We start from the raw sequence: 23718 nt of genomic DNA, 5'->3' as shown, positions 1-23718 counted from the left end.
TTATTCCCACTGATTCTCCAGCACGTAGTTGGCCACGTCAGTAAGTTCTTTATCTGTAAATTGTGGAAAGCCTGCCATCGCCGGGTAATCCATTCTTTTTCTTCCCGGGGTTTTAATCCATTTTTTTAGGGCATCGATGTTGTCTTTGTAGATAGGAGCAGCTTCAGCCATGGCCGGGCCAACCAGTCGTGTTGTTGCAGCGTGGCAAACCGCACAGTTGGTCTGAAAAATGTTTTGCCCCGGAGAGAATGACCCTGCTTCTGACTCAACCTGTGGCAACAGCAGGTTTTCGTGCGCTTTTTTTACTTGTTCCCAATGTGCAGCAGTGCGTTCCGCCATCATTTTTTTGTGAGTAGCCAGTGCATTATCCCGGTAAAGATGTCGGCCGGTTCCCATAAAAGCTACTAAAACCGTAAATAGTCCTACTACCCAAAAGAAACGTTTTCCGGGAACTTTATCCAGTTCGTTTATCATTTTCCACAGTTGAACCAAAATGATAACTGCAATGGTTGCACCGGCCAAAATTACCCAAAACAGGCTCCAGCTTACGCCTTTTGCTGGCAGGGTTAAAAACAGAAGTGGCCCCAGAATAAATTGCATTCCGGTAGCTGCCAATGCCAGGTTTAGCATTTGCTTTTTTACATCATTTTTCTGAAGCGTTTTGAATTGAGCTTCGGCATTAAATTTTTTTCTGCCAAACCAGTACGCCAGAAAAAAACCGGTAATGGCCATGCTGGCAGCAATAAAATGGAAATAGCGCGGAAAAACATTTGGAAGTGTCATTGCGCTGAAAAAGCCTTCGACCTCACCCCATTTTTCGGGAAACAACATTAAATTGATGTTGGTCAGGAATATGAAAGGGATAAGAAGAAAGCTGAAAATGGCAATGGCCAGAATTCCCAGGTGGAGCGGCTTGTTTTCTGCAAGCCTGTTCCAAGAGTATTTGTGCAGGTAAAGCAATAAAAATGAAACAGCTACCCACGGAATTACAGAAATCCATATATTTCCGGTAAGTGCGTTGGACGAATAAAAGTAAAGCGTGTACAACACGTTAATGGAAAGCAACGGGGCAACTCCCAAAACCACTGCCATACTTTTGTTAACTGTAATTGTTGATGCAATTTCTTTGGCAACCTTGTCGTAATCTTTATTTTTATTGCTTCTCAACTCGTACCAGAACGTGAGTATGCTTCCTCCAACCATCAGGTTAATAAACAAAATGTGCAGTAGAAATGAGAAAATCAGAATAGCTACAAGTAGCCATTCGGGAAGGGGCAACGGAAGAGGAATATCTTTCGGGATGGGAACCTGAGTTAATATTGTGGCAATCATTTTTTTCGGGATTAAGTTTAGTATTCAATTTCTTTAACGTCTACGCCTTTTATTTGAGGCCCTTCAAATGTTTTTGGCCGTTTTTGCTGCTCGGCAATGTAGGCGGCAAGAGCGCCAAGTTCTTCGTCGTTGCCCGGGAATGGCGGCATGTAGTATCTCACGTTGTGCATGCTTTTTATAAAAACTTTCATCGCTTCTTCATTCAACGGATTTTCCTTGCCGTACATCCGCTCGAATTTACGCACCACCGAACTGATGCCGTGTGTTGTGTGGCAACGGGTACAGGCCAATGTGAAAACCGCTTCGCCGGCAGCGATTTTATTTTCCTCTGTAACTTCAGAAAATTCAAAATAAGGCGAGTGCTTTAAAATTCCTGTTTGCTGGTACAACGGATATTCTTCTACCAAAAAACCGTTGGCGTACATGTACTCGCCAATTACGTACGGTTTCCGGATGAATTCGCGCAGCCGCTCAAACGTACCCAGAAAAAGGAACGAAGCAATCACCGGAATAATCAGCAGGTGTTTGGGCAGTCGCCGTGGGGCGAAAGTTCCTAAAATTCCAACGAGGAAACCAATGGAAACGACAACTATCATTACTGTAACCAGCGAACTGTACCAGTCCTGAAATTGTTGTGTGCCCAACGCGACCGGAAGATTTCCAACCATTGCCCTCGGAATGTGCCAGTAATACAGGAACGCACCTGACGCAGCAAGGGGCATCCACAATAAAATCCAAAACGAAATGTATTTCAGGATGCCGGCTTTCCAATGATTCTGTTTTTTCATGGCGTAGGCAACAAACATTAATGCTACGGTGCCGGCCATCATCATGGCTACCGGAGTACGGAATATGAGCTGGGGCAGGTAAATTGGGTTCAGAAAACCTGTTATCAGCGACTTCTTTTCAATCCAGCTTCCGGGGTCCATCATAAATGCCAGAATACCAACAATAATAGCCATGGTAAGCCACGAGAAAATACTCAGGAATAGCCCGAACCGTATGTGTTGCCGTTTTCTTTTGGGCGATTCGTTGGATTTTTTCCAGGTGAGGTAGTAGATCATAATAAAAACCACTTCCAACACGAAAATAATCCATTCGGTAAACCAGGCAAAATAGAACACGCGGATGAGGCTCCCCAGCGATGCCGGGTTTGCCAGCGAAGCCGCAAACCAAATGCCTACTCCGGTTAGCGCACCTACGGTTGTTGTAATTACAAACGCGAAAAACATCATTTTTCGGGCCATTTCATCCCAAGTCCGGCCTTCTTCGGGATTGTTTTTATTCTTCAGGTAACCCCTGAATTCGAGAAGTGTTACCAACGGTGCGAAACCTACTGCCAGTGCATGGTTGATCAGCACATGAAGGATGGCAATTACCGCAACCAACATACGGTTGCCCATAAAATCGAGATGAAATAACGGAAAGTCCATGATGCCTGGTTTTTTTATGGGTGAAAATATAGGCATAAATTTTTTTAATTTCTATGAGACAGGGGGTAAAAAACCAAAGAATGCAGGGTTTTTCGAAAAAGAGAATTGCTTTTGGTATAATCAGGATAGTATTTGGTTAAAAAAAGCCGGCAACCATTTTGTAATAGTTGCCGGCGGAAAATTTATGCTGCTATCGTTTTTTTATGCGTTCGTTTTTTTGAACCTGTTTTAATGTCAGGAGCCGGAGCAGTGGTGGGCTTTTTGATGTTCTTCATTTTTTCATTTAGCAGTTTTTCCCACTTTTCTGCCAGTTGTATTTCGCCGGTTAAAGTGAGCCTGTCGTAGTCGGTGTTGTAAAATTCAATCAGCACGTCGGGTTGACTTTTTGCAAGCGGGTAAAAGCACAGTTCCAATTTGTTTATTACGTGGTACTGTTCCTTTTTTTCGCCCATTGTTTTAATTGCTTTCAATACTCTGCAACTGCTAAAATCCGTAAGATTTGCGGATTGTTGTACCTCTTTGTTTTCTACTTTCTTATAGAAAAACAGGTAGTTGTTTTGGTTGTCCAGTCCAATTACAAAATCGCCACAAAACTCATGCTGAGTGATGGTGCAGTTCTCTTTTTTTGCCAGTTCCGAGAGTTTTCCCAGAAGGTTCTTTTTTTGTTTTTTGCGTTTATTACCTGAAATAACGAAGGGCAACGAAACGATTGCCAGAAAAATGATTGTTATAATTATTGTTCCTGAATTCATTTTGCAATAAATTAAAATGTGAGTTAAATAATAACATGTGAGCCAGTTATAGATTTAACTGACTTTGATTAGGTGAATTGAATGCGGCAATCACCCTGTTTTACAAAATGAATTACCAGAAGTAATGAAACGGGAACAGAAGATCTGCTTTGCGCAGTCTGACAGGAAAATTTCTTGCCAGAAAAATGTATTGAGTAAATTCTTTTGAGAGGACTTTTTCGGTGTGCTTTAAAAAAGCAGGAGAGTATTTAAACTGAAATTCGAAGTTGCTAAAACTAACTTCCGACTGGAAATTAAAGCAGGTTTCCTGGTTGAGCGGCTCTCCTTGTAAATTTATCGGCCGCTCGGAAATATGGCTTCCGGTATTTTCCAGTTGAGGGCCGGAGCTTATCGATGCCAGTTCGACCGAATTTGAAAAAGCAAAGAAAACTGCAATGCTATAAAGCACTGCAGCAAATATTAACCCTGATATTTTTATTGCCTTTTTCACGAAGGCAAAGGTAGCACCGAATTGTACAGGAATTACGTTCTTCGCATAATAATTTTTTCGGTCTCGGATACCGAATATGGGAAGCTTTCTGCTTACTCTTTTGCCGGGCAGTTAAACATCCATGCGATGCCAAACTTGTCTTTGCAACTGCCGTAATAATCGCCCCAAAACATTTCCTGTAATTCTGTTTCTACTGTTCCGCCATCAGCAAGGGCTCCAAACAACCGGCGGGTTTCTTCCCGGGTGTCGGGCATCAGGTTAATGTAAACATTATTGCCTTGGTTTATTTTGAACCCCATTGCTTCGGGCGCATCGCTTCCCATAAGAAGGTAGTTGCCCAAAATAGGCAGGGTAACGTGCATCACCAGGTTTTGGTCTTCTTCTGAAAGTGGCGGCATTTCTTCTGTTGCCGGAACATCTTTAAAGCGCATTATACCGTTGTCCAAAAACTCAGTTCCGAAAACCGATTTATAAAAATTAAACGCTTCCTCGGTCTGATTGGTAAAATTCAGGTAAATACTTACACTTGCCATAATAATTGAAATTAATGTTGGTAAATTCGATTGTCTGTGTGTTTTGTTTTCTGTTGATAAAACTATTCGATGTTGAGTTTTCTGGATTCTTCTTTTCCAAATCCTTCAATTCTGATTTGTTTTTGGGTGAGTACAACTTCAGCAAAAGCATTCTCAGTTTCGCTTTCTACCATTCCTTTCAGGTTTACAAAATGAATTCCATTCTGAAATGCGTAGTTTCCGGCGTGATTATGTCCGTTCATCCAGAGTTTTACGCACGAGTATTCCTTTAGAACGGCAAGCACTTCTTCGCTATTCCATAATGTATGGCTTTCGTGAGGAAGGAGTGGGTAGTGGCAAAACAGGACAGCCTTTTTATTTTGCTTTTGAGCCAAGGCCAGCTGGTTATTCAGCCAGCGCAGTTGCAATATGCCAATTCCTCCGTTCCACGGATGGTAATTTGGTCTTCCGTTTTTCTCCAGCTTTGCCGTCATTTCTTTAGCCAGCAGAACTGTTTCCGGGTTGTCCGAATGAAAAGAGATGTCGTTTCCGTTCAGAAAAATGAATACCCAGTTTTCTTTTTCGATGGTATAAAACAATTTTTGCATTCCCAGTTTTTCCGGAACAAGTTTTCGGTGTTCTTCTTTTACTTCCAAATCGTGGTTTCCAATCACGTGAAAAACCGGTGTTTTCAATTTCTCCAGAACAGTTGTTGTTTTGTCGAAACTTTCAAAGTCACGATCAATGAGATCTCCCAGGTTTACAACAAACTCCAACTCTTCGTCTTCATTAAAATGTGTTACGGCCGTTTCGAGTTTTTGCAAGGAGTTTTGATAAAAACGAGTGTTTCGTGGCGCACAGTCGCAATACTGGCAATCGGCAAAAATGCCAAACTTAATCTGGGCACGGGCGTTCATTGAAAAGACAGATACATTCAAAATAATTAAAAAGCTGATAAGTTTCATTCCGGTTGTTCTTCCTGTGCAGGCATGGTAAACGAGCCAAGATTTGTGAGGTTGTAATCGGACATTTTAAAGTTTTTGTTGGCGTTGGTTTCCACACGGGTTACCTGCATAAATGTTTTTTCGCCGTTTTTTTTGTCAACTGTGGTTGCTTCCATCATGTATCCCCAGGGAATTCCCCTGGAGTAAAGATTTGTTTTAAACAGCGTGGTGAAAAAGTCCTGAGTGCTCAATTTCATATCTTTTGTAATCCATATTTCCGAGTCGCTTTCTTCGTCGGAATATTTATACTCATCGCATTTATAGCCGGCAATTGTTTTAGAACGGCCTGTTTTTTTTACGTTCGGATTGGCCAGGTAGGCTTCCGGTGTTTCGTCCATTGTTTCTTCTTCGTAGCTCTCTCCAATTGATGAGAAGAAAGCTCCCATTCCATAAACAATCCCGGTTTTTTCGCCTTTCTCTTCGTTTAAAATTATGGTGGCGCCATTTTCAGCATCAATAATAAATGTTCCCTGCCCGGGATTTCCCATGTCTCCCGACACAAATCTGTAAGCCATACTTTGAGAGTTGGGGTTTATTAGTGTAAGAAACTTTCCTTCACTGTCTTTTTTTCCATTCTTTTTGTACGACTCAATTTGCATCTCTACTAAGTGATCAAATACATAATTGGTGGCAACCGGAACGGGTTCTCCGCCCATGCCAAGTCCTTTTAAAATGCTCTGAACCTGTTGCTCCCGGTCTCTGTCAGTGCCGCCAGAGCTGCTTTGAGTGGCATCAGAATCGTTTTCTGAATTACTTTCCAATGATTGTTCGATTTTGTCCAATTGGCTATCTATCGCTTCATCAATTTTTTCATCCGCTTTTTTTTCTACTTTTTCCTCCACTTTCTCCTGTACTTTTTCCTGGAGCTTTCTCAAAAGCCGCTGGCTCTGCACCGGTTGCACAAAAAGTGCCGAGAGAATTGTAATCAATGAAATCCGAATTAGAAGTTTCATAATCTATTTTAAATTTTCAGGTTCGAGAATAACTATAATTTATAATCATTCAAAATTAGGTGAAATGTTCGTAAAAGTCAATTCCCTAAGGTTAAATCAATGAATCATTTTGGGAATAAAATGCTTTTAAAACGCAATGAAAAAGTCATGACAGCGCAGGATAGAAACAAATAATGATTTATTTTACTTTGAATGGAAAATAAAACATGCCGGAAATGAGCAAAAACTATTTTTTAGCTTTCGATTTGGGAGCCTCCAGCGGGAGAGCAATGTTGGGAACTCTGGAACAGGGAAAACTGAAGTTATCAGAAATTCATCGTTTTCAAAACAGGATGACCCGGATTCATGGCACGCATTTCTGGGATATTTATAGTTTGTTCGAAGAGTTGAAAACCGGCCTCAGAAAATGCGTTTCCGACTTTAAAGTGCAACCGCAGTCAGTAGGGATTGATACGTGGGGAGTGGATTATGCGCTTGTAAATAAAAAAGGACGGTTGGCAGGACTACCGTTTGCGTATCGCGATCACCGGACGGACAATTCGATGGAGCAGTTTTTTCAGCGCTTGCCCAGGAAAGAAACTTACCTGCTTTCTGGAATACAGTTTATGCAATTTAATACGCTTTTTCAGTTGTTTGCTTCTGTTCAGAACAAAGATTCGGAACTGAGAATTGCGGAGAAGTTGTTGTTTACGCCCGATGTTTTGAATTACCTTTTTACCGGAGTTCAGAAAAATGAATACACCATTGCAAGTACTTCGCAAATGTTAAAACCGGGGAAAGCCGAATGGGAACATGAGCTTTTTGACATTGCCGGAATTGATCGAAAACTTGGCGGGGAGCTGGTTCAGCCTGGAACGTTGCTGGGCAATATTCTGCCCGAAATTCAGCAAGAGACAGGAAGTGCAGATATTCCCTGTGTTGCAGTTGCTTCGCACGACACTGCTTCGGCGGTTGTTTCGGTTCCTGCCCAAGGCGAAAACTGGGCTTATTTGAGTTCCGGAACCTGGTCGTTACTGGGCATTGAAAGCCCGTGCCCGCTGGTGTCTGAAAAATCGCTGGAAATGAATTTTACCAACGAAGGCGGAGTGGAGGGAACAACCCGGTTCCTTAAAAATATTATGGGAATGTGGCTTGTGCAGGAATGTAAGCGAATCTGGGACCAGGAAAAGGAGCTGGACTGGCAGCAGATTGTGGAACTCAGCACCGGCGCAGAACCGTTTAAGTGTTTTATTAATCCTGATGATCCTTTGTTTTTAAATCCGGGGAACATGCCTGAAGCCATTCGCGAATACTGCCGGAAAACCAATCAGTACGTTCCGGAAACCAAAGGCGAAATTGCCCGGTGTATATACGATAGCCTTGCCCTGAAATATAAATTTACGCTGGCGCAGGTTGAAACAATTACCGGTAAACGTATCGAGAAGCTGCATATTATCGGTGGTGGCGCCAATAACGAAATGCTGAACCAGTTTACAGCGAATGCCACGGGAATACCTGTAATTGCAGGGCCCACAGAAGCTACTGCAATTGGAAATATATTAATGCAGGCAAAAGCGCTGGGTGTGTTAACGTCGTTGACCGAAGCGCGGGAAGTTGTCCGGAATTCGTTTGAAGTAAAAGAATTTCAGCCGGTTGCCGATTTGAACTGGAAAAATGCTTTTGCGAGATTTGAAAAATTGCTTTAAGAGAAGTGGTGCTTTGTTTAAATGTTTTGTTTTTAAGTTTAAACAAAAATGTGCGGGCTAATGTTATTCCTTAGCACATTGAAACATAAAACACAGCATTTGGCAAATGAAAGATAAAGGTTATTCCATTAAAGATTTGGAAAACTTATCGGGAGTAAAAGCTCATACGATACGAATTTGGGAAAAGCGTTACAACCTGCTTGTTCCTGAGCGAACCGATACAAATATTCGTTTTTATTCTGATGAGGATTTGCGGAGGATGCTGAATGTTTCGCTTTTGGTGCGTAACGGTTATAAAATTTCCAAGGTGGCGGCCTGGGACGATGAGAAAATCAATGAAGCGGTTTTAGAATCTTCGAAACACAGAACATCTGAATCTGATTACATCGACCGGTTGATTTTAGACATGGTTAAATTTGACAACCGCAGTTTTTACCGGTTAACCACAGAAATACTTAACACCTTCAGTTTTGAGGATGCGGTAACAAAGGTGTTTTTCGAGTTTTTTGTGCGTGTTGGAATATATTGGCAGGTGGGCTCTGTTTTTCCTGCGCAGGAACATTACGTTACCAATATTTTTCGACAGAAATTAATTGCCGAAACAGACAAACTGCGTGTTGCAAATACCAAAAATGCCAGCATTCTTTTTTTTCTTCCCGAAAATGAATTACACGAAATGAGCCTGCTGTTTTATTCCTACCTGGCTCAAAAAATGGGTTACCATGTAATTTACCTCGGGCAATTCGTTCCCTGGGCAGATTTGGAAAAGATTCAGCAACAGGTTAAAGTTGACTTTATTTTTACTGCTTTTATCAATTCTGTTCCCAAAGAAGAGTTGAACAATTATCTGATTGCATTGAAAGAATTATTCAGCACCCAGAAACTTTTTGTAACCGGATGGCAACTTCAGGTTCACCAGCCTGACCTCCCCCGGAATGTAAAAGTGGTGAAAGACTACAAAGAGTTTAAAGAGTATTTGCGCTAGGTGTTTCGTGGCGTTTATTTGCTGAACACGCTGGTTTAATACTTCAGCTCAGGATAGCGTTTTACATCAGTCTCCCGCAACATTTCCCAAACCGTTTCAAAAATAAGTTCAACATTGGGCTTGGAAAAATACTCTCCGTCGATTCCGTAAGCAGGTTTGTGCTCCATGGCCGGCAGTGTTCTGGGCGAAGTGTCAAGGTAATCGAAGGCTTTCTGGTCTTCCAGCACTTTTTGCATCATGTAGGCAGTTGCACCTCCCGGAACGTCTTCGTCGATGAACAGTACTTTGTTTGTTTTTTGTATGGATTTTAGAATGACGTGGTCTTTGTCAAAAGGAAGTAGTGTTTGCACATCAATAACTTCTGCCGAAATATTGTAGTGTTCAAGCAATTCTGCTGCTTTTGAGGCGTGGTGCACATTCCATGCATAAGTAACAAAAGTAATATCGGTTCCTTCTCTGATAATTTCCGGAACCCCGAGCGGAACTTTAAACTCGCCAATGTTTTCTGGAAGCAACTCTTTTACATTGTATCCTTTCAGCGGTTCAATAACCAGCGCCGGTTCGTTTGCTTCGAGCAGCGTGTTGTACATTCCGGCTGCCTGGGTAAGGTTGCGCGGAACGCAAAGGTACATGCCGCGGAGCGACCCCAGTAACATTTGCATGGGAGAGCCGGCATGCCACATCCCTTGCAGTTGGTGTCCGCGTGTGCGAACTATCAGCGGAGCTACCTGCTTCCCTTTGGTGCGATACTGCAAACTGGCCAAATCGTCACTGAGCGTGGAATGTGCGTAAATGAGATAATCGAGATACTGAATTTCTGCAATGGGCCTGAACCCGCGCAAAGCCATGCCAATTCCCTGTCCGATAATTGTTGCTTCTCTGATGCCGGCATCAGAAACACGGTGTTGTCCGTATTTCGCCTGCATACCTTTCATCCCCTGGTTAACATCTCCCAACTTTCCGGTGTCTTGCCCAAATGTTACAAGGTTTGGGTATTTGTTAAAAAGGGCATCGAAATTACGGCTCAGAATTTCTGAGCCGTTCATTTCAATGCTTTCAGCGCTGTACTTTACAGCGTTGGGTTTAACTTCAAGGGCTGAGTCAACTCCTTCTCTATAGAGTTGTTTATTGTATGAATCCCGGCTACTTTTTTCGAAATTCGAGATCCAGTTGCCTAATTCCGCTTTTTCCGGTAATGAACTCGTATGAATTTCTAAGAACAAGCGTTTGGCAAAACTTAAATATTTTCTGCGGGTAGGGAAGGTGCGTTGTTTTATTTCATCCAACTCCCCGGTTCCGTCAATTTTATCGTTAGAGCTTTGTTTAATTTTTTTTATAACACTGTTTAGCTGTTCAATCTCCTGAACAAATCCGTCAGTAAAATTTTTCCACGCATTTTTTTTCGCTTCTTTGGCTCGTTTACTGGCTTTGCTCTCAATCTGAGTGAGGGTTTCGATGTCAGCTTTCCCGGTTTCGAGTAGCCATTTTTTGAACTGACTAATTCCGTCGGTTTTCTTTTCCCACTCCAGTCGTTCTTTGCTTTTATACCGTTCGTGCGATCCGGAAGTGGAGTGGCCCTGCGGTTGTGTTAACTCTCTGACGTGAAAAAGTACCGGGGTTTGCGTTCTTCGGCATCTGGTAATTCCATCTGAAAATGTTTTAACAAGAGCGGGGTAGTCCCATCCTTTGCAGGTTAAAATATCAATTCCGTTGGTGTTGCTGTCCTTTTGAAAACCTTTTAAAGCTGCCGAAATATTTGCTTTTGTCGTTTGTAATTCAGTGGGAACACTAATTCCGTACCCGTCGTCGTAAACAACAACAGCCATTGGAACTTGCATAACACCGGCTGCATTAATTGTTTCAAAGAAAAGCCCTTCGGACGTGCTGGCATCGCCAATGGTACCAAAGGCCACTTCGTTTCCGGTGACGTTGTTATTCAGATGTTTCTTTAGTTCGGGGTGTTCCCTGACTACCTTCGAAGCCTGAGCCAGCCCCAGTAAACGCGGCATCTGTCCGCCGGTAGATGAAATGTCTGCCGCCGAATTGTACTTCTCAGCAAGGTTTTTTATTTCGCCGTTTTCATCGAGATTTGACGTGGTGAAATGGTTGTTGAAGTTGCGACCGCCGGTAGACGGGTTAAGTTTATCGTCGGTTTCCCCGTAGATCATTGCAAAAAACTCTTCGGGTTGAAGCAACCCCAGAGCCAGCATAAATGTTTGATCCCGGTAATAGCCCGAACGCCAGTCCCCTTTCTGAAAGAACTTGGCCATTGCAAGCTGGGGAATTTCTTTTCCGTCGCCAAAAATGCCAAAGTGCGCGCGACCGTTGTGAACTTCGCGGCGTCCCAAAATGCTTAATTGACGACTTAAACAGGCTATGTAATAATCATTGAGGACTTCTTCAATTGATATCTGGTTTATTGTAGATATTTCCGGTTTTTCTAAATACATGAGTAATTTATTTAAGACATTTTTGTCCTGTAACCGGAAGAATAACGTTTGAGGATAAAATTTGTTTATGCAAAAGCCGTCTCGGAAATCCTGAAAACAGGAATCTTTTTGCTGATTAATCAGTTAGCTTTTGTATTAATTTTTCAATCATTTTTACGAGGAGCCTCTATTCGCCCGTAATACGAAATTGCCTGCCTGTTTGTGCTGGTTACATTCAGTGTTGCATACCCCAATTCGGAAACACGCAGCGTGTATGTAATATAATCCATGTTCCGTTTTACCTCCATTTTTATCAGGTATCCGTCGTCATCTTTCTCCTTTTCATAGTTTTTAAGAGGAAGGGAAAAGTCGAAGGCAGAGTTGCGTCCGCCGTATTCCACATGATATGCCACCCCGTAAAACGGTAAATAAGAAATAAGAGAATCGGCATTTACTTCAGCCTCAAAAGAATGGCTAAGTTGAATGCTGCCACCTCCCAACGGCATTGCATGGGTTGGAACAAAAACAAAAGCTTGGTTTTCAATCAGATTTTTTACTTCTGCTATTCTTTTTTCCTGTCGGTCTTCCCGGCGTTCCCTGCGGCTTTTGGCTGGTTCCTGTGCCATAATGTCTGCGGAAAACAGGAGCATTAAAAATGCTGCAATAATTGTAGTTTTCATGGCCTCTAAATTTTTATATTGATGCATTAAATTTAATTTCGCTTCAAGTTCTTTTTATTTGCAAAAAATGTACCGGCGTTTAATACGCTAAAAAAGAAAAAATGTTATGTCAGAAAAATTTATTGGTGCTCATGTGAGCGCTGCCGGCGGAGTTGAAAATGCTCCTGGGAATGCTCACAAAATAGGTGCTACGGCTTTTGCGCTGTTTACAAAAAAACAGCGGCAATGGCAGGCAAAGCCATTGAGTCAAACAAGCATTGATGCATTTAAAAAGAATTGCGAGAAATATGGTTATAAGCCCGAACAGATTTTGCCACACGATAGTTATCTGATTAATCTTGGACACCCCGAAGCAGACGCGTTGCAAAAGTCGCGCGATGCATTTCTGGATGAGATGCAACGATGCGAACAACTGGGGCTGGATCGTTTAAATTTTCATCCCGGGAGCCACTTGAAAAAGGTAAGTGAGGATGAATGCCTGGCTACCATTGCACATTCCATTAATTTAACCCTGGAAAAAACAACCGGGGTAATTGCTGTTATTGAGAATACTGCAGGACAGGGAACCAACCTGGGCTTTTCTTTTTACCAACTGAAAAAAATTATCGACCAGGTGGAAGACAAAACCAGGGTGGGCGTGTGCATTGATACAGCGCATGCGTATTCTGCCGGTTACGATTTGAAAACCGAGGCAGGGTTTGAACAGGTTTTTGCTGAATTTGATGAAGTGGTAGGTTTTTCCTTTTTGAAAGGGATGCACTTAAACGACTCAAAAAAGGAGTTCGGATCGCGGGTTGACCGGCACGATAGTCTGGGAAAAGGCACAATTGGAATTGAAGTGTTTGAACGCATCATGCGTGACGATCGGTTTAACGGTATCCCTCTTATTTTGGAAACACCCAATGAAAACCTTTGGGCAGATGAAATTGAACGATTGAAAAGTATGCAGAAATGAGTGAATTAGTTTATTTGAACGGGGAGTTTCTTCCAAAAGAAAATGCAACCATCTCTCCCAATGACCGCGGATTTGTTTTTGCCGACGGAGTTTACGAGGTGATAAAATATTACAACGGAAAGCCATTCAGGTACGAGGACCATCTTGCCCGGCTGAAAAGAAGTTTGAACGAAGTTCAGATTGGGTTTAAAAACCTGGCAGAACTTGAACATATTTTCCATCGGTTATTGAACGAAAATAACCTCGCGGAAACTCAGTCCGGAGTATATCTCCAGATTTCCCGCGGTGCAAATAAACGGGTACATAATTTTCCGGCAGGAATTACTCCAACAGTTTATGCGTTTGCATTTCCGATGCCTTCTTTTACCGAAAAGCTTGAAAAAGGAATTAGTGTAATTACACGCGAAGATATTCGTTGGCTGCGTTGCGACATAAAATCGGTTGCGTTGCTGCCCAATACAATGTTGTACAATCAGGCAGTAGAAAGCGGGGCAGGGGAATGTATTCTTATTCGTGACGGAAAGGTGACTGAAGCGACCCATTCCAGCGTGCTGGCGGTAAAAGACGGAACCGTTATTACGCATCCGCTTTCCAATTTAATTTTGCCCGGTATTACCCGAAAAGTAATTCTTGAAATTTGTGGCGCAAACAACATTCCTGTGGAAGAACGGGCTGTTTCTGAAAAAGAATTGTTTGATGTTGATGAGTTAATTATTGCCGGAACCGGGAGTGAAATCACGCCGGTTATTCAGGTTAACAACACACCGGTAGGAAACAAAAAACCGGGCGAAATCACCCGGCTTTTGCAACATAAATTTTTTGAGATGGTTTAAGCCATCATTTCCTTTACCTGGTTGTAAACATTTTCTCCGTTGAAACCCAGTTTCTCGTCGAGCACTTTGTACGGTGCTGAAAAACCGAACATGTCCAAGCCGAATGTTTTTCCATTCTCTCCAACCAGTCCGGCAAGAGTAACCGGCAATCCGGCAGTAAGTCCGAAACGGATAACTCCGGTCGGAAGTACGCTTTCCTGATATTCTTTGGGCTGGGTGCGGAATAATCCTTCTGAAGGTGCAGAAACCACCTGAACTTTCAGGTTGTCGCGGTTAGCAAGAAGTTTGGCTCCTTCAACAAGAGTTGCAACTTCAGAACCACTTGCTACCAGCACAACATCTGGTTTTTCTGCGGGTTTTTGTACAATGTATGCGCCTTTTTCTGCTTGCAATGCAGATTCGTAAGCATCGCCGTTTACAGGCAGGTTTTCAATATTCTGACGCGACAAAATCAGAGCAGTGGGCGTGTCTGTATTTTCGATTGCCATTTTCCAGGCTACGGTAGCCTCGTTGCAATCGGCCGGACGAATTACCAAAGTACTGTTTTTGCCACTGTGATTTTTTAATTTTTCCATAAGGCGAATCTGAGCTTCCTGTTCCACCGGCTGGTGGGTTGGCCCGTCTTCTCCTACACGGAATGCATCGTGTGTCCAAACGTATTTTACAGGAAGTTCCATCAGTGCTGCCAAACGCACTGCGGGTTTCATGTAATCTGAAAATACGAAGAATGTTCCGCAAACCGGAATAACTCCTCCGTGCAACGCCATTCCGTTTGCCATGCAGGCCATGGTGAGTTCGCTTACTCCAGCCTGAAGGAATGAACCGCTAAAATCGTTTTTGGCAAAAGCCGTGGTCTTTTTCAGAAATCCGTCAGTTTTGTCAGAGTTGGAAAGGTCGGCCGACGCAACAATCAGGTTTTCAATTTTTCCGGCCATAGCGCCCAAAACTGTTCCGGCTGCTCCGCGAGTTGCAGAATTGGCTTTTTGCTCAACGGCTGAAAAGTCGAAATCGGGCAGTTCGCTGGAAAAGAATTTGTGCCATTTTGCTGCCAGTTCCGGATTGGCTTCTTCCCACCGGGCCTGCTCTTCTTTTTTCGCTTTTGCAGCTTCTATCAGTTCTTCTTTTCGTTTGTCGTACACAGCTTGTACGTCTTCAAATATTGCAAACGGATTTTCGGGGTTGCCGCCAAGGTTTTCAATGGTTTTTGCAAACGATGCTCCTGCGGCAGACAACGGCATTCCGTGCGTTGATGTCTGGTTTTCGTAATTTGACCCATCTTCGGTTACAGCGCCTTTACCCATTACGGTTTTCCCGATAATGAGGGTAGGTTTTTCTGTTTCGGCATTGGCTTTTTTCAATGCTTCCCGTATTTGGTCGGGGTTGTTGCCTTCAATGGTCAGTACGTTCCATCCCCAGGCTTCGTATTTTTTTGCAGTGTCTTCGTTAGTAACGGCATCCGTTTTTGTGGAAAGCTGAATGTCGTTTGAATCATAAAACATAATGAGGTTGCCAAGGCCCAGATATCCTGCAATTCGCCCTGCTCCCTGCGAAATTTCTTCCTGAACTCCACCGTCGGAAATGAACGTGTAGATTTTATGAGACATCCAGTCGCCGAACCGGGCTTTCAGAAATTTTTCTGTAATTGCTGCACCAACTGCCATTGTGTGGCCCTGGCCTAACGGACCGGAAGTGTTTTCCACGCCGCGTTCAACATCAAGCTCCGGGTGTCCGGGAGTTACGCTTTTCCACTGACGGAAGTTTTTCAAATCTTCCATGTTGTAGTAACCTGCAAGTGCCAGCACAGAGTATAGCATTGGCGACATGTGACCGGGATCAAGGAAAAACCTGTCGCGGTTAGCCCAGGTCATGTCAGACGGGTCGTAATTTAAGAATTCAGAATAAAGAATGTTGACGAAATCAGCTCCTCCCATGGCTCCTCCAGGGTGGCCTGATTTTGCTTTTTCAACCATTGAAGCAGACAGGATACGAATGTTATCAGCTGCTTTCATTTCAATTCGTTTGCTCATGTTTTTATGTTATTTTTAATTTATTGTTTAAGTCAGGCGAGTATCCGGGATTTTTGTTGTGGCTTTATATGCTTAAATCCACAAGGAAACTCAAAGCTAATAAAAAAGAGGAAACCGCCGGCTTCCCCTTCTTTTATGTTTTTAACCTTCAATAATACGCACCATAAATACACCATTAATGGCTTCGAGCTTTGCTTCCACTTCGGGATTGATAGAATGCTGAGCCACGTCGATAATGTTGTATGCAATGCTTTCGCGTTTTTTGTTGAGCATATTGTCAATGTTCAGCCCTTCTGCCGCTAAAACACTTGAAATTTGGCTAACCATGTTGGGAACATTTTGGTTGGCAATCAGAATTCTGGATCCGCCGTTACGTTCCATTTGGGCTTCCGGAAAGTTGACCGAGTTTTTGATGTTTCCGTCCTGAAGGAAATCCTTTACCTGGTTAACCGCCATCATTGCACAATTTGTTTCAGACTCTTTGGTTGATGCTCCAAGGTGGGGAACTGCAACAACGTTTTTCATATTCAGAACCTTTTGGTTCGGGAAGTCAGTAACGTACTTTGCAACTTTTCCTGATTCCAGCGCATCTTTCAGTGCATCCAAATCAACCAACCCGCCGCGGGCAAAATTCAGAATCCGGACATTGTCTTTCATCATTCCGAACTTCTCTTTGTTGATGTAATTTTTTGTTTCCGGAGTCAGCGGAATGTTCAGCGTCAGATAGTCGGCCTGGCTAAGCAACGATTGAATTCCTTTAACGAATTTAACCTGGTTGCTGAGTTTAAGCGCTTGCTTAACACAAATGTACGGGTCGTATCCAATTACTTTCATGCCGAGAGCCTGGGCTGCGTTGGCAACAAGCACTCCAATGGCTCCGAGTCCGATTACGGCCAGTGTTTTGCCCTGGATTTCCTGTCCTGCAAAATTCTTCTTTCCTTGTTCAATCAGCGCGGGAATTTCATCTCCTTTGTCGGCCAGTGTTTTTGCCCAGTTTACCCCTTCAGCAATATCTCTTGATGCAAGAAGTAATCCTGCTATTACGAGTTCTTTTACCCCATTGGCATTTGCCCCCGGAGTATTGAAAACAACAACTCCTTTTTCTGTGCATTTGTCAATCGGAATATTATTTACACCAGCTCCGGCCCTGGCTATCGCTTTCAACGATTTTGGCAGTTCTGTGTTGTGCATATTAAAACTTCGCAACACAACTGCATCGGGCTGTGGTATTTCACTTGCAATCTCGTAATTGTCCAAAGGAAAAAGACTTAGACCTCCGGCATCAATTTTATTTAATGTTTGAATTTTAAACATATGGTTTGAATTTTAAGATTTTGTAACCTGCATAGTGCAAAGATGACAAATATCACTAATTTATCTGAAGATGACAGACTGAAAAGGTCTTAACTTTTTAATATGAAATTAACATTAAGGCCTGTTTACTTCAGCTGAACCTTAACAAAAACAGGTAGATGATCCGAAGGAAACCGGTGGTTTTTGAAATCGGTTAAGGCAGCATATTTTAGCACTGAAATGCCGCCATGCACAAAAACGTAATCGATTCTGTGGTCGAGTTTACTCTCTATTTTAAATTGCTGAAATGTGCCAACCGGGCCGTATGGAGGCTCTTGGGTTACTTCGTAACTGTCTTTCATGTATTTTTTTAACAGCACAATCGGTTCCTGCTCGGGGGTGAGGTTGAAATCGCCGGTTAGCACCACCGGGAGGTTTTTGCCCCGCGTCATATCTTCAATTTTTTTGCGAATAAGAATTGCCGAATTTTTCCGGGCTTCTACTCCAATATGATCGAAATGCGTGTTGAAAACCAGAAACTGTTTCCCTGTTACTTTCGATTGAAAATGCCCCCAGGTAATAATTCGGTTCAGCGCGGCATCCCAGCCTTTACTCGGTTTTTCCGGAGTTTCAGAAAGCCAGTAGGTTCCGTGGTCGATTAAAATAAATTTCGATTTTTTGAAAAAGATAGGGGAGAACTCTCCACCTTTTTCTCCGTCGTCGCGTCCTACGCCAAACCATTCGTATTCCGGAAGCTCGTTTTGGAGGTCGATAATCTGACCGTGGAGTGCTTCCTGCAATCCAAAAATATCAGCTTCGTGAAAACGTAAAAGGCCGCTGACCATTTCTATCCGGTTGGGCCACGCATTTTCACCGTCGTTGGGAGTGTTGTATCTGATGTTGAAGGAAACGATATTCATCTGTTGCGAAAATAGAGTTGCGGGTATTAATAGCAAAATGATGCCTAATATTTTTTTCATTGCTCACAATAGTTATACTGTTTGTAATTCGGTTGCTGTTCTTTGTCTTTTACAACGGTGTGCCTGAATTCAGTACTTTTCTTCACAACAAAGCTGTAACAAAAATCTACTATCTCGTCGAAGTATTTGTGTAAAGGTGTGCCGGCCAGTTCGTGCCCGCCGCCGCAGGTGGTATGCAGCCAGTAGGGAACCGCGAGTTTGTCGAGCTTTGAAGCAATGGTGCGGGAGCCGTGCAAAATTATATATCCGGGCTTATTTTTTGCGCAATAATGGTGTGGCGCTGTTCCGTAGGGCACCAGGTTGTCGTCAGTTCCGTGGAAAAACATGGAGGGAACAGCCGATTCTTTGTAAATAATTGTGGTGTCGGGAATGGCGCCGGCCAGGCCAATTACGCCGGCATAGGAAACAGGGCCCGATGGCAGATCGTAGCATACCGGAGGTGTGTATGCAGTCATTAACGCAGCTTCGGCTCCGGCGCTACCGCCTGCAAGAATAATTTTGTAAGGGTCAATTCCGAGGTATTCAGAATTTTGAATGAGGTAATATGTTGCATCCTGAATGTCTTCGACGGCTGCTGCAAAAGTGGCGAGTTTCTCTTTTTCGGGGCAGTCGCATCCAAACTTTTCAGGAGTTCCTTTTCTGGTTAACCGGTAGGAAATAGATGCAGCAACGTACCCATATTCAGCAAGGTTATTGCAAAACCGTACGATGCTTTCGCTGTTTCTCTCTCCCGCAAAAAAACCACCACCGTGAACAAATAAAAGCAGTGGGCGGTCGGTGTCCGGATCGTTTTGTGGTAAGTAAACATCAAGCGCCAGATCTTGTCCGTCTTTCGATGCATAAGTAAGCGTCTCTACAACTACATCGGAGGTAAAATGGCTGATGTATTTTTCCTGTCCGAATAATGATAAACCAAGAATTGTAAATAAGAATAGTAAGGAGAAATGTTTGCTCATAATTAAAGTTTTGCCGAAGATAATAATAATGTCATTTTTAGATTTACATTCTTCCATTTACTTTCAGTTTTGCCTTCTCTGGTTTTCCGGTTTTAGAGGGTGGATTTTGCTTGCAGGAATAAAAAAATCCGGCATAGGAAACCGGATTTTATTTTATTCATTTTAACTGAAAATCAGCCTAAAAACGTTCTCTTCTGGTGTATTTGGTGTGCAGCAGATGATGCGAGAGTTCTCCCAGTGGTTCTTTCAGAAAATCTTTGTATAGCTTCTGAACTTCCGGGTTGTCGTGCGACTTGCGTAACGACAGGCTGGTGTCTTCGGCATAAATGGCTTCGGCTCTTTTTTTCCTGATTTCCGGGTTGGTTGGGATGGGTTGTCCACCACCGCCAAGGCATCCGCCAGGGCACGCCATTATTTCCACAAAATGAAAATCGGCTTTCCCGGCTTTAACCGTATCCATAATTTTTTTTGCATTCACCAACCCATGGGCAACTGCGCATTTTAATTCCACACCATCCAAAAAGGCCCATTCTTCCAGCGGATTGTCTATTTTTACGGAAGCTTTTCTTACGCCTTCCATCCCACGCACCGGCTTAATGTTGAGTTTTTCAAACGGTACTTCTCTGCCGGTAACCAGTTCGTACACTGTTCTCAGCGCAGCCTCCATTACTCCGCCGGTAGCACCGAAAATAACTCCGGCACCGGTTGATTCACCCATGAGACGATCGAACTTAGCCGGCGGTAATTTTTCAAAATCCAGGCCGGCCTGTTTAACCATAATTGCCAGTTCCCGGGTTGTTAAAACATAGTCAACATCGCGGTAGCCGCTGTCGTGCATCTCGGGGCGGTGAGCCTCATATTTTTTTGCAGTGCATGGCATTATCGATACTGAAACAATATTTTCAGGATCGATATTTCGGGCTTTGGCGTAGTAGGTTTTCGCCAGTGCGCCGAACATTTGCTGGGGCGATTTGCAGGTGGAAAGGTTTTCCAGATTGTCGGGATACAAATGTTCGATGTATTTTATCCAGCCGGGTGAGCAGGAAGTAATCATAGGAATACTGACAGTTTGGTCTTTTTCAACCAGCGCTTTTTTTAGCCGGGTGAGTAATTCTGTGCCCTCTTCCAAAATAGTCAGGTCGGCAGTAAAGTCGGTATCCAGCACCGAATCGAACCCGAGCCTGCGCAGTGCAGCTACCATTTTCCCGGTAACCGCTTCTCCGGGTTTCATCCCCATCTCTTCGCCAAGGCCAACGCGAACTGCCGGAGCCGTTTGAACCACAACGTGCTTGCCCAGGTCTGAAATGGCGTTCCATACTTCTTCTATGTAATTTCGTTCAACCAGCGCACCGGTGGGGCAGTGGTTAATACATTGCCCGCAGTTGGTGCAGACAACATCGTTCATTGCCTTTTCAAAAAACGTCGCAATTTTCATGCGGTCGCCTTTGTAAGCAACTGTCAGCGCGTTAACGCCCTGTAATTCGGCACAGGTTCTAACGCACCGCTGGCACCTGATGCATTTGCTGTCGTCTTTCATAATAGACGGCGAATACATGTCGATGGTGTAATTTTTCAGCGGGGAGAGCTCAAGAAAATCCTGCGTCATAATTTTGTACTCCGAAGCCAGTTTTTGCAACTCGCAGTTTCCGTTTCTGTAGCATTTGGTGCAGTCTGCGTTGTGCTCGGCAAGCAGTAATTCAATGATGTGTTTTCTCGAGTTTCTAACTTTCAGACTGTTGGTGAGAATTTCCATCCCGTCTTCGCAAGGAGTGGCACATGCTGCGGAGAGCCGTTTTTGCCCGACAACTTCCACCACGCAAACGCGGCAGTTGCCGGCTACACAAAGGTCTTTGTGGTAACAGAGCGTTGGTATTTTTATTCCTTCCTCTTCGGCGGCCTCAAGAATGGTCATCCCTTTTTTTACTTCTACCCGAAAACCGTTTATCGTGATATTTACATTTTTGTTCATCATTTCAATTTTAGGTGGTTAGTAAATCATCTCTTCCCTGAAATTTTCAACAATAGAGGAAAAAGAGTTGGCAACCGATTGTCCCAATCCGCATTTTGCCGTAAGCTGCATGGTTTCTGTGAGTTTCAGCAGCTTGTCGAGGTACGACGCCGGTTTCTCTCCTCGTTTAACGGCCTTAATTCCCAGAAGTAATTGCTGACAGCCAACCCTGCAGGGTGTGCATTGCCCGCACGACTCTTCCCTGAAAAATTCCAGGTAGTTGTCCAGTACGTTGAACATCGAACGCGAACTGTTGAAAAGCATCATGGAACCTCCTGTAGGAAGAGAAATTCCCACCAGTTTTCCTTCGTAACCAATGGCGGTGTCTTTAAATTTTTTGCGCGGAACCAAAAATCCTGAAGCGCCGCCCACCTGCACGGCCTTGGTGTCACCATCGCCAAATTCGTAAACGAAATCCTGCAGGCTCATGCCGAGCTCAAGTTCGTAAATGCCGGGCTTGGGAGTGTCTCCCGAAACCGAAAACAGTTTGGTGCCTCTTGAATACTGAACTCCGAGGTCGTAGAATTTTTTCGCCCCGTATTTGAAAATGGTCCAGGTGTGCACCAGCGTTTCCACGTTGTTTATTACGGTGGGTTTATTTCGGTAACCGGCCTGGGTAGGAAACGGTGGTTTATTCCGCGGTTCTCCGCGACGGCCTTCCATTGATTCCATCAGCGCAGTTTCTTCGCCGCAGATGTATGCGCCGCTGCCCATAAAAATTTTAATTTTGAAATCGAGGTTTATTTCCTGGCAGTAATACAGAAACTCATCAATAGCTTTATTGAGTTCGTTTTCCAGAAATTTATATTCTCCCCGTAAATAAATGTACCCTTCTTTTGCGCCTGTAACGTAGCCGCAAACAGCCATTGCCGTGAGTACTTTATAAGGAACTTTCGAAAGAATTTCGCGGTCTTTAAACGTTCCGGGCTCGCCTTCGTCGGCATTGCAAATTACATATTTTTCAGTCTCTTTCGATTCAGCCGTAAGTTTCCATTTCAATCCGGTAGGGAAGCCGGCGCCACCACGTCCTTTCAGTTCAGAACTGATGAGCTCGTTAATAATTTCGTCCGGTTTCTTTTTTATGGTAGTGGAGAGAACTTTTTCCCAATCATTTTCATTTCTGAAAATAAAATCCACCCTTTTTAGTTGATAAGAATATGCCATTGCTTCCTGTTTTAGTTGGTTTCTTTGATATATCCTGTAAGAATTTCCCTAACCTTTTCGGGGGTAACTTCGGTGTAAACATCGTCGTTAATGAGCATTGCAGGTGCTTTGTGGCACCATCCCAGACAATTGGTTTCGAGCAAGGTAAATTTGTTGTCGGGCGTTGTTTCACCGATTTTAATTTTCAGCATATCCTGAATGGCAAAAAGCAGCTGGTTCTTGCCTTTCATTGCGCAGGTAATAGTTTTGCATACGCGAATAATGAATTGTCCTGCAGGTTTTGTTTCTAAAAACGAATAGAATGTAGCCGTTCCAAACACTTCGGCCGCGGGGATGTCCATTTCCCGGGCAATTTCAATCATTGTGTACTCGGAAAGATACTTCTCTTTTTGGACAACCCCTTGCATCACCGGCAGCAGGTTTTCACGTTTTCTGCCATATTGATCTGCGAGGTCTTTGATTAGAGATTGGATGGGATTCATAGGCAAAATTTAAGTTATAAAATCGTCTTTTTAAGTATATAAAATACTCCCTCAGGAACGGTTAGTTGCTAAAAACTAGTAACTAACACGTGTATAAAAATAAGCAGATGATTGAAAAAAAACGAGGACATTGTTGCGTAACATGCCTGTTCTTCAACATGGTTTTGATGGTTTTAAGTAGACCGATTTTAAATAAGAACGAAATAGTGACTTTTGTCAAAAAAAATGTTGCGCCGGTTGGTGCGGTTTTTGATGTTAAATAAAGATTAAAAGTGGAAAGCTGACGCAACCTTTTGGGGCGCCTGAACGTCATGATATCAAAGCCAGATATTTTGTAATAAACAATTCCGGAAAACAATGAAAACAATGTTTAAATTATTCTTTTTAGGGGTGATTGTATTATTCCCCCAGGTTACAGAAGCACAACTTTTATCAGTTTCAGGTTATGTAAAAAACTACATCTCCGGGCAGCCCATCGAAAATGCTACTATTTACGAAAGTCATTCGGGAATCGGAACCATTTCCGACAGCTCCGGCTATTATAAACTTTTGTTACAAAAAGGGACGCAGGAACTGAAAGTTTCTAATGTCGGGTTTGATGAGTTCAAATCTACATTTGCCCTGGCATCAGATACCATTGTGTCTGTAAATCTGAAACCCCGGAATTTCTCCCAAAAGAATATTGTGGCCGGCAATAAGCTGGATAAAGATTCATTGACAGAGGATACCAAAACTATTTCGGTAAAAAAGCGGAAATAGATAACT

The 23718-nt window shown here is 43.3% G+C and carries 21 protein-coding genes; 5 read left to right on the top strand and 16 right to left on the bottom strand.

Annotation, left to right across the window (positions count from 1 at the left end; genetic code table 11):
* From BUB08_RS02255 to BUB08_RS02220, 7 genes are all read right to left on the bottom strand, one after another.
* Positions 1–1332 carry a c-type cytochrome gene (locus BUB08_RS02255; protein ID WP_072998513.1) on the bottom strand — a complete coding sequence of 444 codons (1332 nt, stop codon included), beginning with the start codon at positions 1330–1332 and terminating at the stop codon, positions 1–3.
* Between the two features lie 17 nt (positions 1333–1349).
* Positions 1350–2765 carry a c-type cytochrome gene (locus BUB08_RS02250; RefSeq protein ID WP_072998512.1) on the bottom strand — a complete coding sequence of 472 codons (1416 nt, stop codon included), beginning with the start codon at positions 2763–2765 and terminating at the stop codon, positions 1350–1352.
* Positions 2766–2947: 182 nt separating this feature from the next.
* Entirely contained in the window at positions 2948–3517 is a 570-nt protein-coding gene (locus BUB08_RS02240; RefSeq protein WP_072998509.1) for a hypothetical protein, read from the bottom strand.
* 112 nt (positions 3518–3629) lie between these two features.
* A complete protein-coding gene (locus BUB08_RS02235) occupies positions 3630–4007 on the bottom strand; it encodes a hypothetical protein (protein WP_072998507.1) in 378 nt (125 codons plus the stop codon).
* A 92-nt stretch (positions 4008–4099) separates the two neighbouring features.
* Positions 4100–4540 carry a VOC family protein gene (locus BUB08_RS02230; protein WP_072998505.1) on the bottom strand — a complete coding sequence of 147 codons (441 nt, stop codon included), beginning with the start codon at positions 4538–4540 and terminating at the stop codon, positions 4100–4102.
* Between the two features lie 62 nt (positions 4541–4602).
* On the bottom strand, positions 4603–5484 hold the full coding sequence (locus BUB08_RS02225; RefSeq protein WP_083570522.1) for a metallophosphoesterase: 882 nt from the start codon (positions 5482–5484) through the stop codon (positions 4603–4605).
* Positions 5481–6476: a DUF4412 domain-containing protein gene (locus BUB08_RS02220; protein WP_072998502.1), complete on the bottom strand. Its 996-nt coding sequence runs from the start codon at positions 6474–6476 to the stop codon at positions 5481–5483. Before BUB08_RS02220 ends, BUB08_RS02225 begins: the two co-directional genes overlap by 4 nt.
* Positions 6477–6691: 215 nt before the next feature.
* On the opposite strand from BUB08_RS02220, the gene rhaB reads away from it, so the two are divergent.
* Positions 6692–8161 (top strand): rhamnulokinase, encoded by a 1470-nt coding sequence (gene rhaB / locus BUB08_RS02215; RefSeq protein WP_072998888.1) that lies wholly within the window; start codon positions 6692–6694, stop codon positions 8159–8161.
* 106 nt (positions 8162–8267) lie between these two features.
* Positions 8268–9146: a MerR family transcriptional regulator gene (locus BUB08_RS02210; RefSeq protein WP_072998500.1), complete on the top strand. Its 879-nt coding sequence runs from the start codon at positions 8268–8270 to the stop codon at positions 9144–9146.
* 35 nt (positions 9147–9181) lie between these two features.
* Here BUB08_RS02210 and BUB08_RS02205 read toward each other — a convergent pair whose 3' ends face one another.
* Together BUB08_RS02205 and BUB08_RS02200 are read right to left on the bottom strand one after the other, a co-directional pair.
* Positions 9182–11596, bottom strand: coding sequence for an alpha-ketoacid dehydrogenase subunit alpha/beta (locus tag BUB08_RS02205; protein WP_072998498.1), 2415 nt, complete (start codon positions 11594–11596; stop codon positions 9182–9184).
* 143 nt (positions 11597–11739) lie between these two features.
* Positions 11740–12255 carry a DUF4251 domain-containing protein gene (locus BUB08_RS02200; protein WP_175549923.1) on the bottom strand — a complete coding sequence of 172 codons (516 nt, stop codon included), beginning with the start codon at positions 12253–12255 and terminating at the stop codon, positions 11740–11742.
* Positions 12256–12361: 106 nt separating this feature from the next.
* On the opposite strand from BUB08_RS02200, the gene nfo reads away from it, so the two are divergent.
* Both nfo and dat read left to right on the top strand, forming a co-directional pair.
* Positions 12362–13210 carry a deoxyribonuclease IV gene (gene nfo, locus BUB08_RS02195; protein ID WP_072998495.1) on the top strand — a complete coding sequence of 283 codons (849 nt, stop codon included), beginning with the start codon at positions 12362–12364 and terminating at the stop codon, positions 13208–13210.
* Positions 13207–14043: a D-amino-acid transaminase gene (gene dat, locus BUB08_RS02190; RefSeq protein ID WP_072998493.1), complete on the top strand. Its 837-nt coding sequence runs from the start codon at positions 13207–13209 to the stop codon at positions 14041–14043. The genes nfo and dat overlap by 4 nt, the downstream gene beginning before the upstream one ends.
* Here the strand turns inward: dat and BUB08_RS02185 are convergent.
* From BUB08_RS02185 to nuoE, 7 genes are all read right to left on the bottom strand, one after another.
* Positions 14040–16070 carry a transketolase family protein gene (locus BUB08_RS02185; protein WP_072998491.1) on the bottom strand — a complete coding sequence of 677 codons (2031 nt, stop codon included), beginning with the start codon at positions 16068–16070 and terminating at the stop codon, positions 14040–14042. The genes dat and BUB08_RS02185 overlap by 4 nt on opposite strands.
* A 141-nt stretch (positions 16071–16211) precedes the next feature.
* Positions 16212–17384 carry a 3-phosphoglycerate dehydrogenase family protein gene (locus BUB08_RS02180; RefSeq protein ID WP_072998490.1) on the bottom strand — a complete coding sequence of 391 codons (1173 nt, stop codon included), beginning with the start codon at positions 17382–17384 and terminating at the stop codon, positions 16212–16214.
* Between the two features lie 125 nt (positions 17385–17509).
* Positions 17510–18343: an endonuclease/exonuclease/phosphatase family protein gene (locus BUB08_RS02175; RefSeq protein ID WP_072998488.1), complete on the bottom strand. Its 834-nt coding sequence runs from the start codon at positions 18341–18343 to the stop codon at positions 17510–17512.
* On the bottom strand, positions 18340–19299 hold the full coding sequence (locus tag BUB08_RS02170; protein WP_072998486.1) for an alpha/beta hydrolase family protein: 960 nt from the start codon (positions 19297–19299) through the stop codon (positions 18340–18342). Before BUB08_RS02170 ends, BUB08_RS02175 begins: the two co-directional genes overlap by 4 nt.
* A 178-nt stretch (positions 19300–19477) precedes the next feature.
* Positions 19478–21271 (bottom strand): NADH-dependent [FeFe] hydrogenase, group A6, encoded by a 1794-nt coding sequence (locus BUB08_RS02165; protein ID WP_317041208.1) that lies wholly within the window; start codon positions 21269–21271, stop codon positions 19478–19480.
* Positions 21272–21286: 15 nt separating this feature from the next.
* Positions 21287–22471 (bottom strand): complex I 51 kDa subunit family protein, encoded by a 1185-nt coding sequence (locus tag BUB08_RS02160; protein WP_072998483.1) that lies wholly within the window; start codon positions 22469–22471, stop codon positions 21287–21289.
* An 11-nt stretch (positions 22472–22482) separates the two neighbouring features.
* Entirely contained in the window at positions 22483–22953 is a 471-nt protein-coding gene (gene nuoE / locus BUB08_RS02155) for an NADH-quinone oxidoreductase subunit NuoE (RefSeq protein WP_072998481.1), read from the bottom strand.
* Positions 22954–23310: 357 nt separating this feature from the next.
* Here nuoE and BUB08_RS02150 point away from each other — a divergent pair, with 357 nt between their 5' ends.
* The gene (locus BUB08_RS02150; RefSeq protein WP_072998480.1) at positions 23311–23712 is read left to right on the top strand and encodes a carboxypeptidase-like regulatory domain-containing protein; all 402 of its coding nucleotides are present in this window, start codon (positions 23311–23313) and stop codon (positions 23710–23712) included.
* Positions 23713–23718 lie beyond the last annotated feature (6 nt).

Source organism: Mariniphaga anaerophila (genome assembly GCF_900129025.1).
GTDB classification, from domain to species: domain Bacteria; phylum Bacteroidota; class Bacteroidia; order Bacteroidales; family Prolixibacteraceae; genus Mariniphaga; species Mariniphaga anaerophila.
This window is presented reverse-complemented; position numbering and strand designations above follow the sequence as displayed.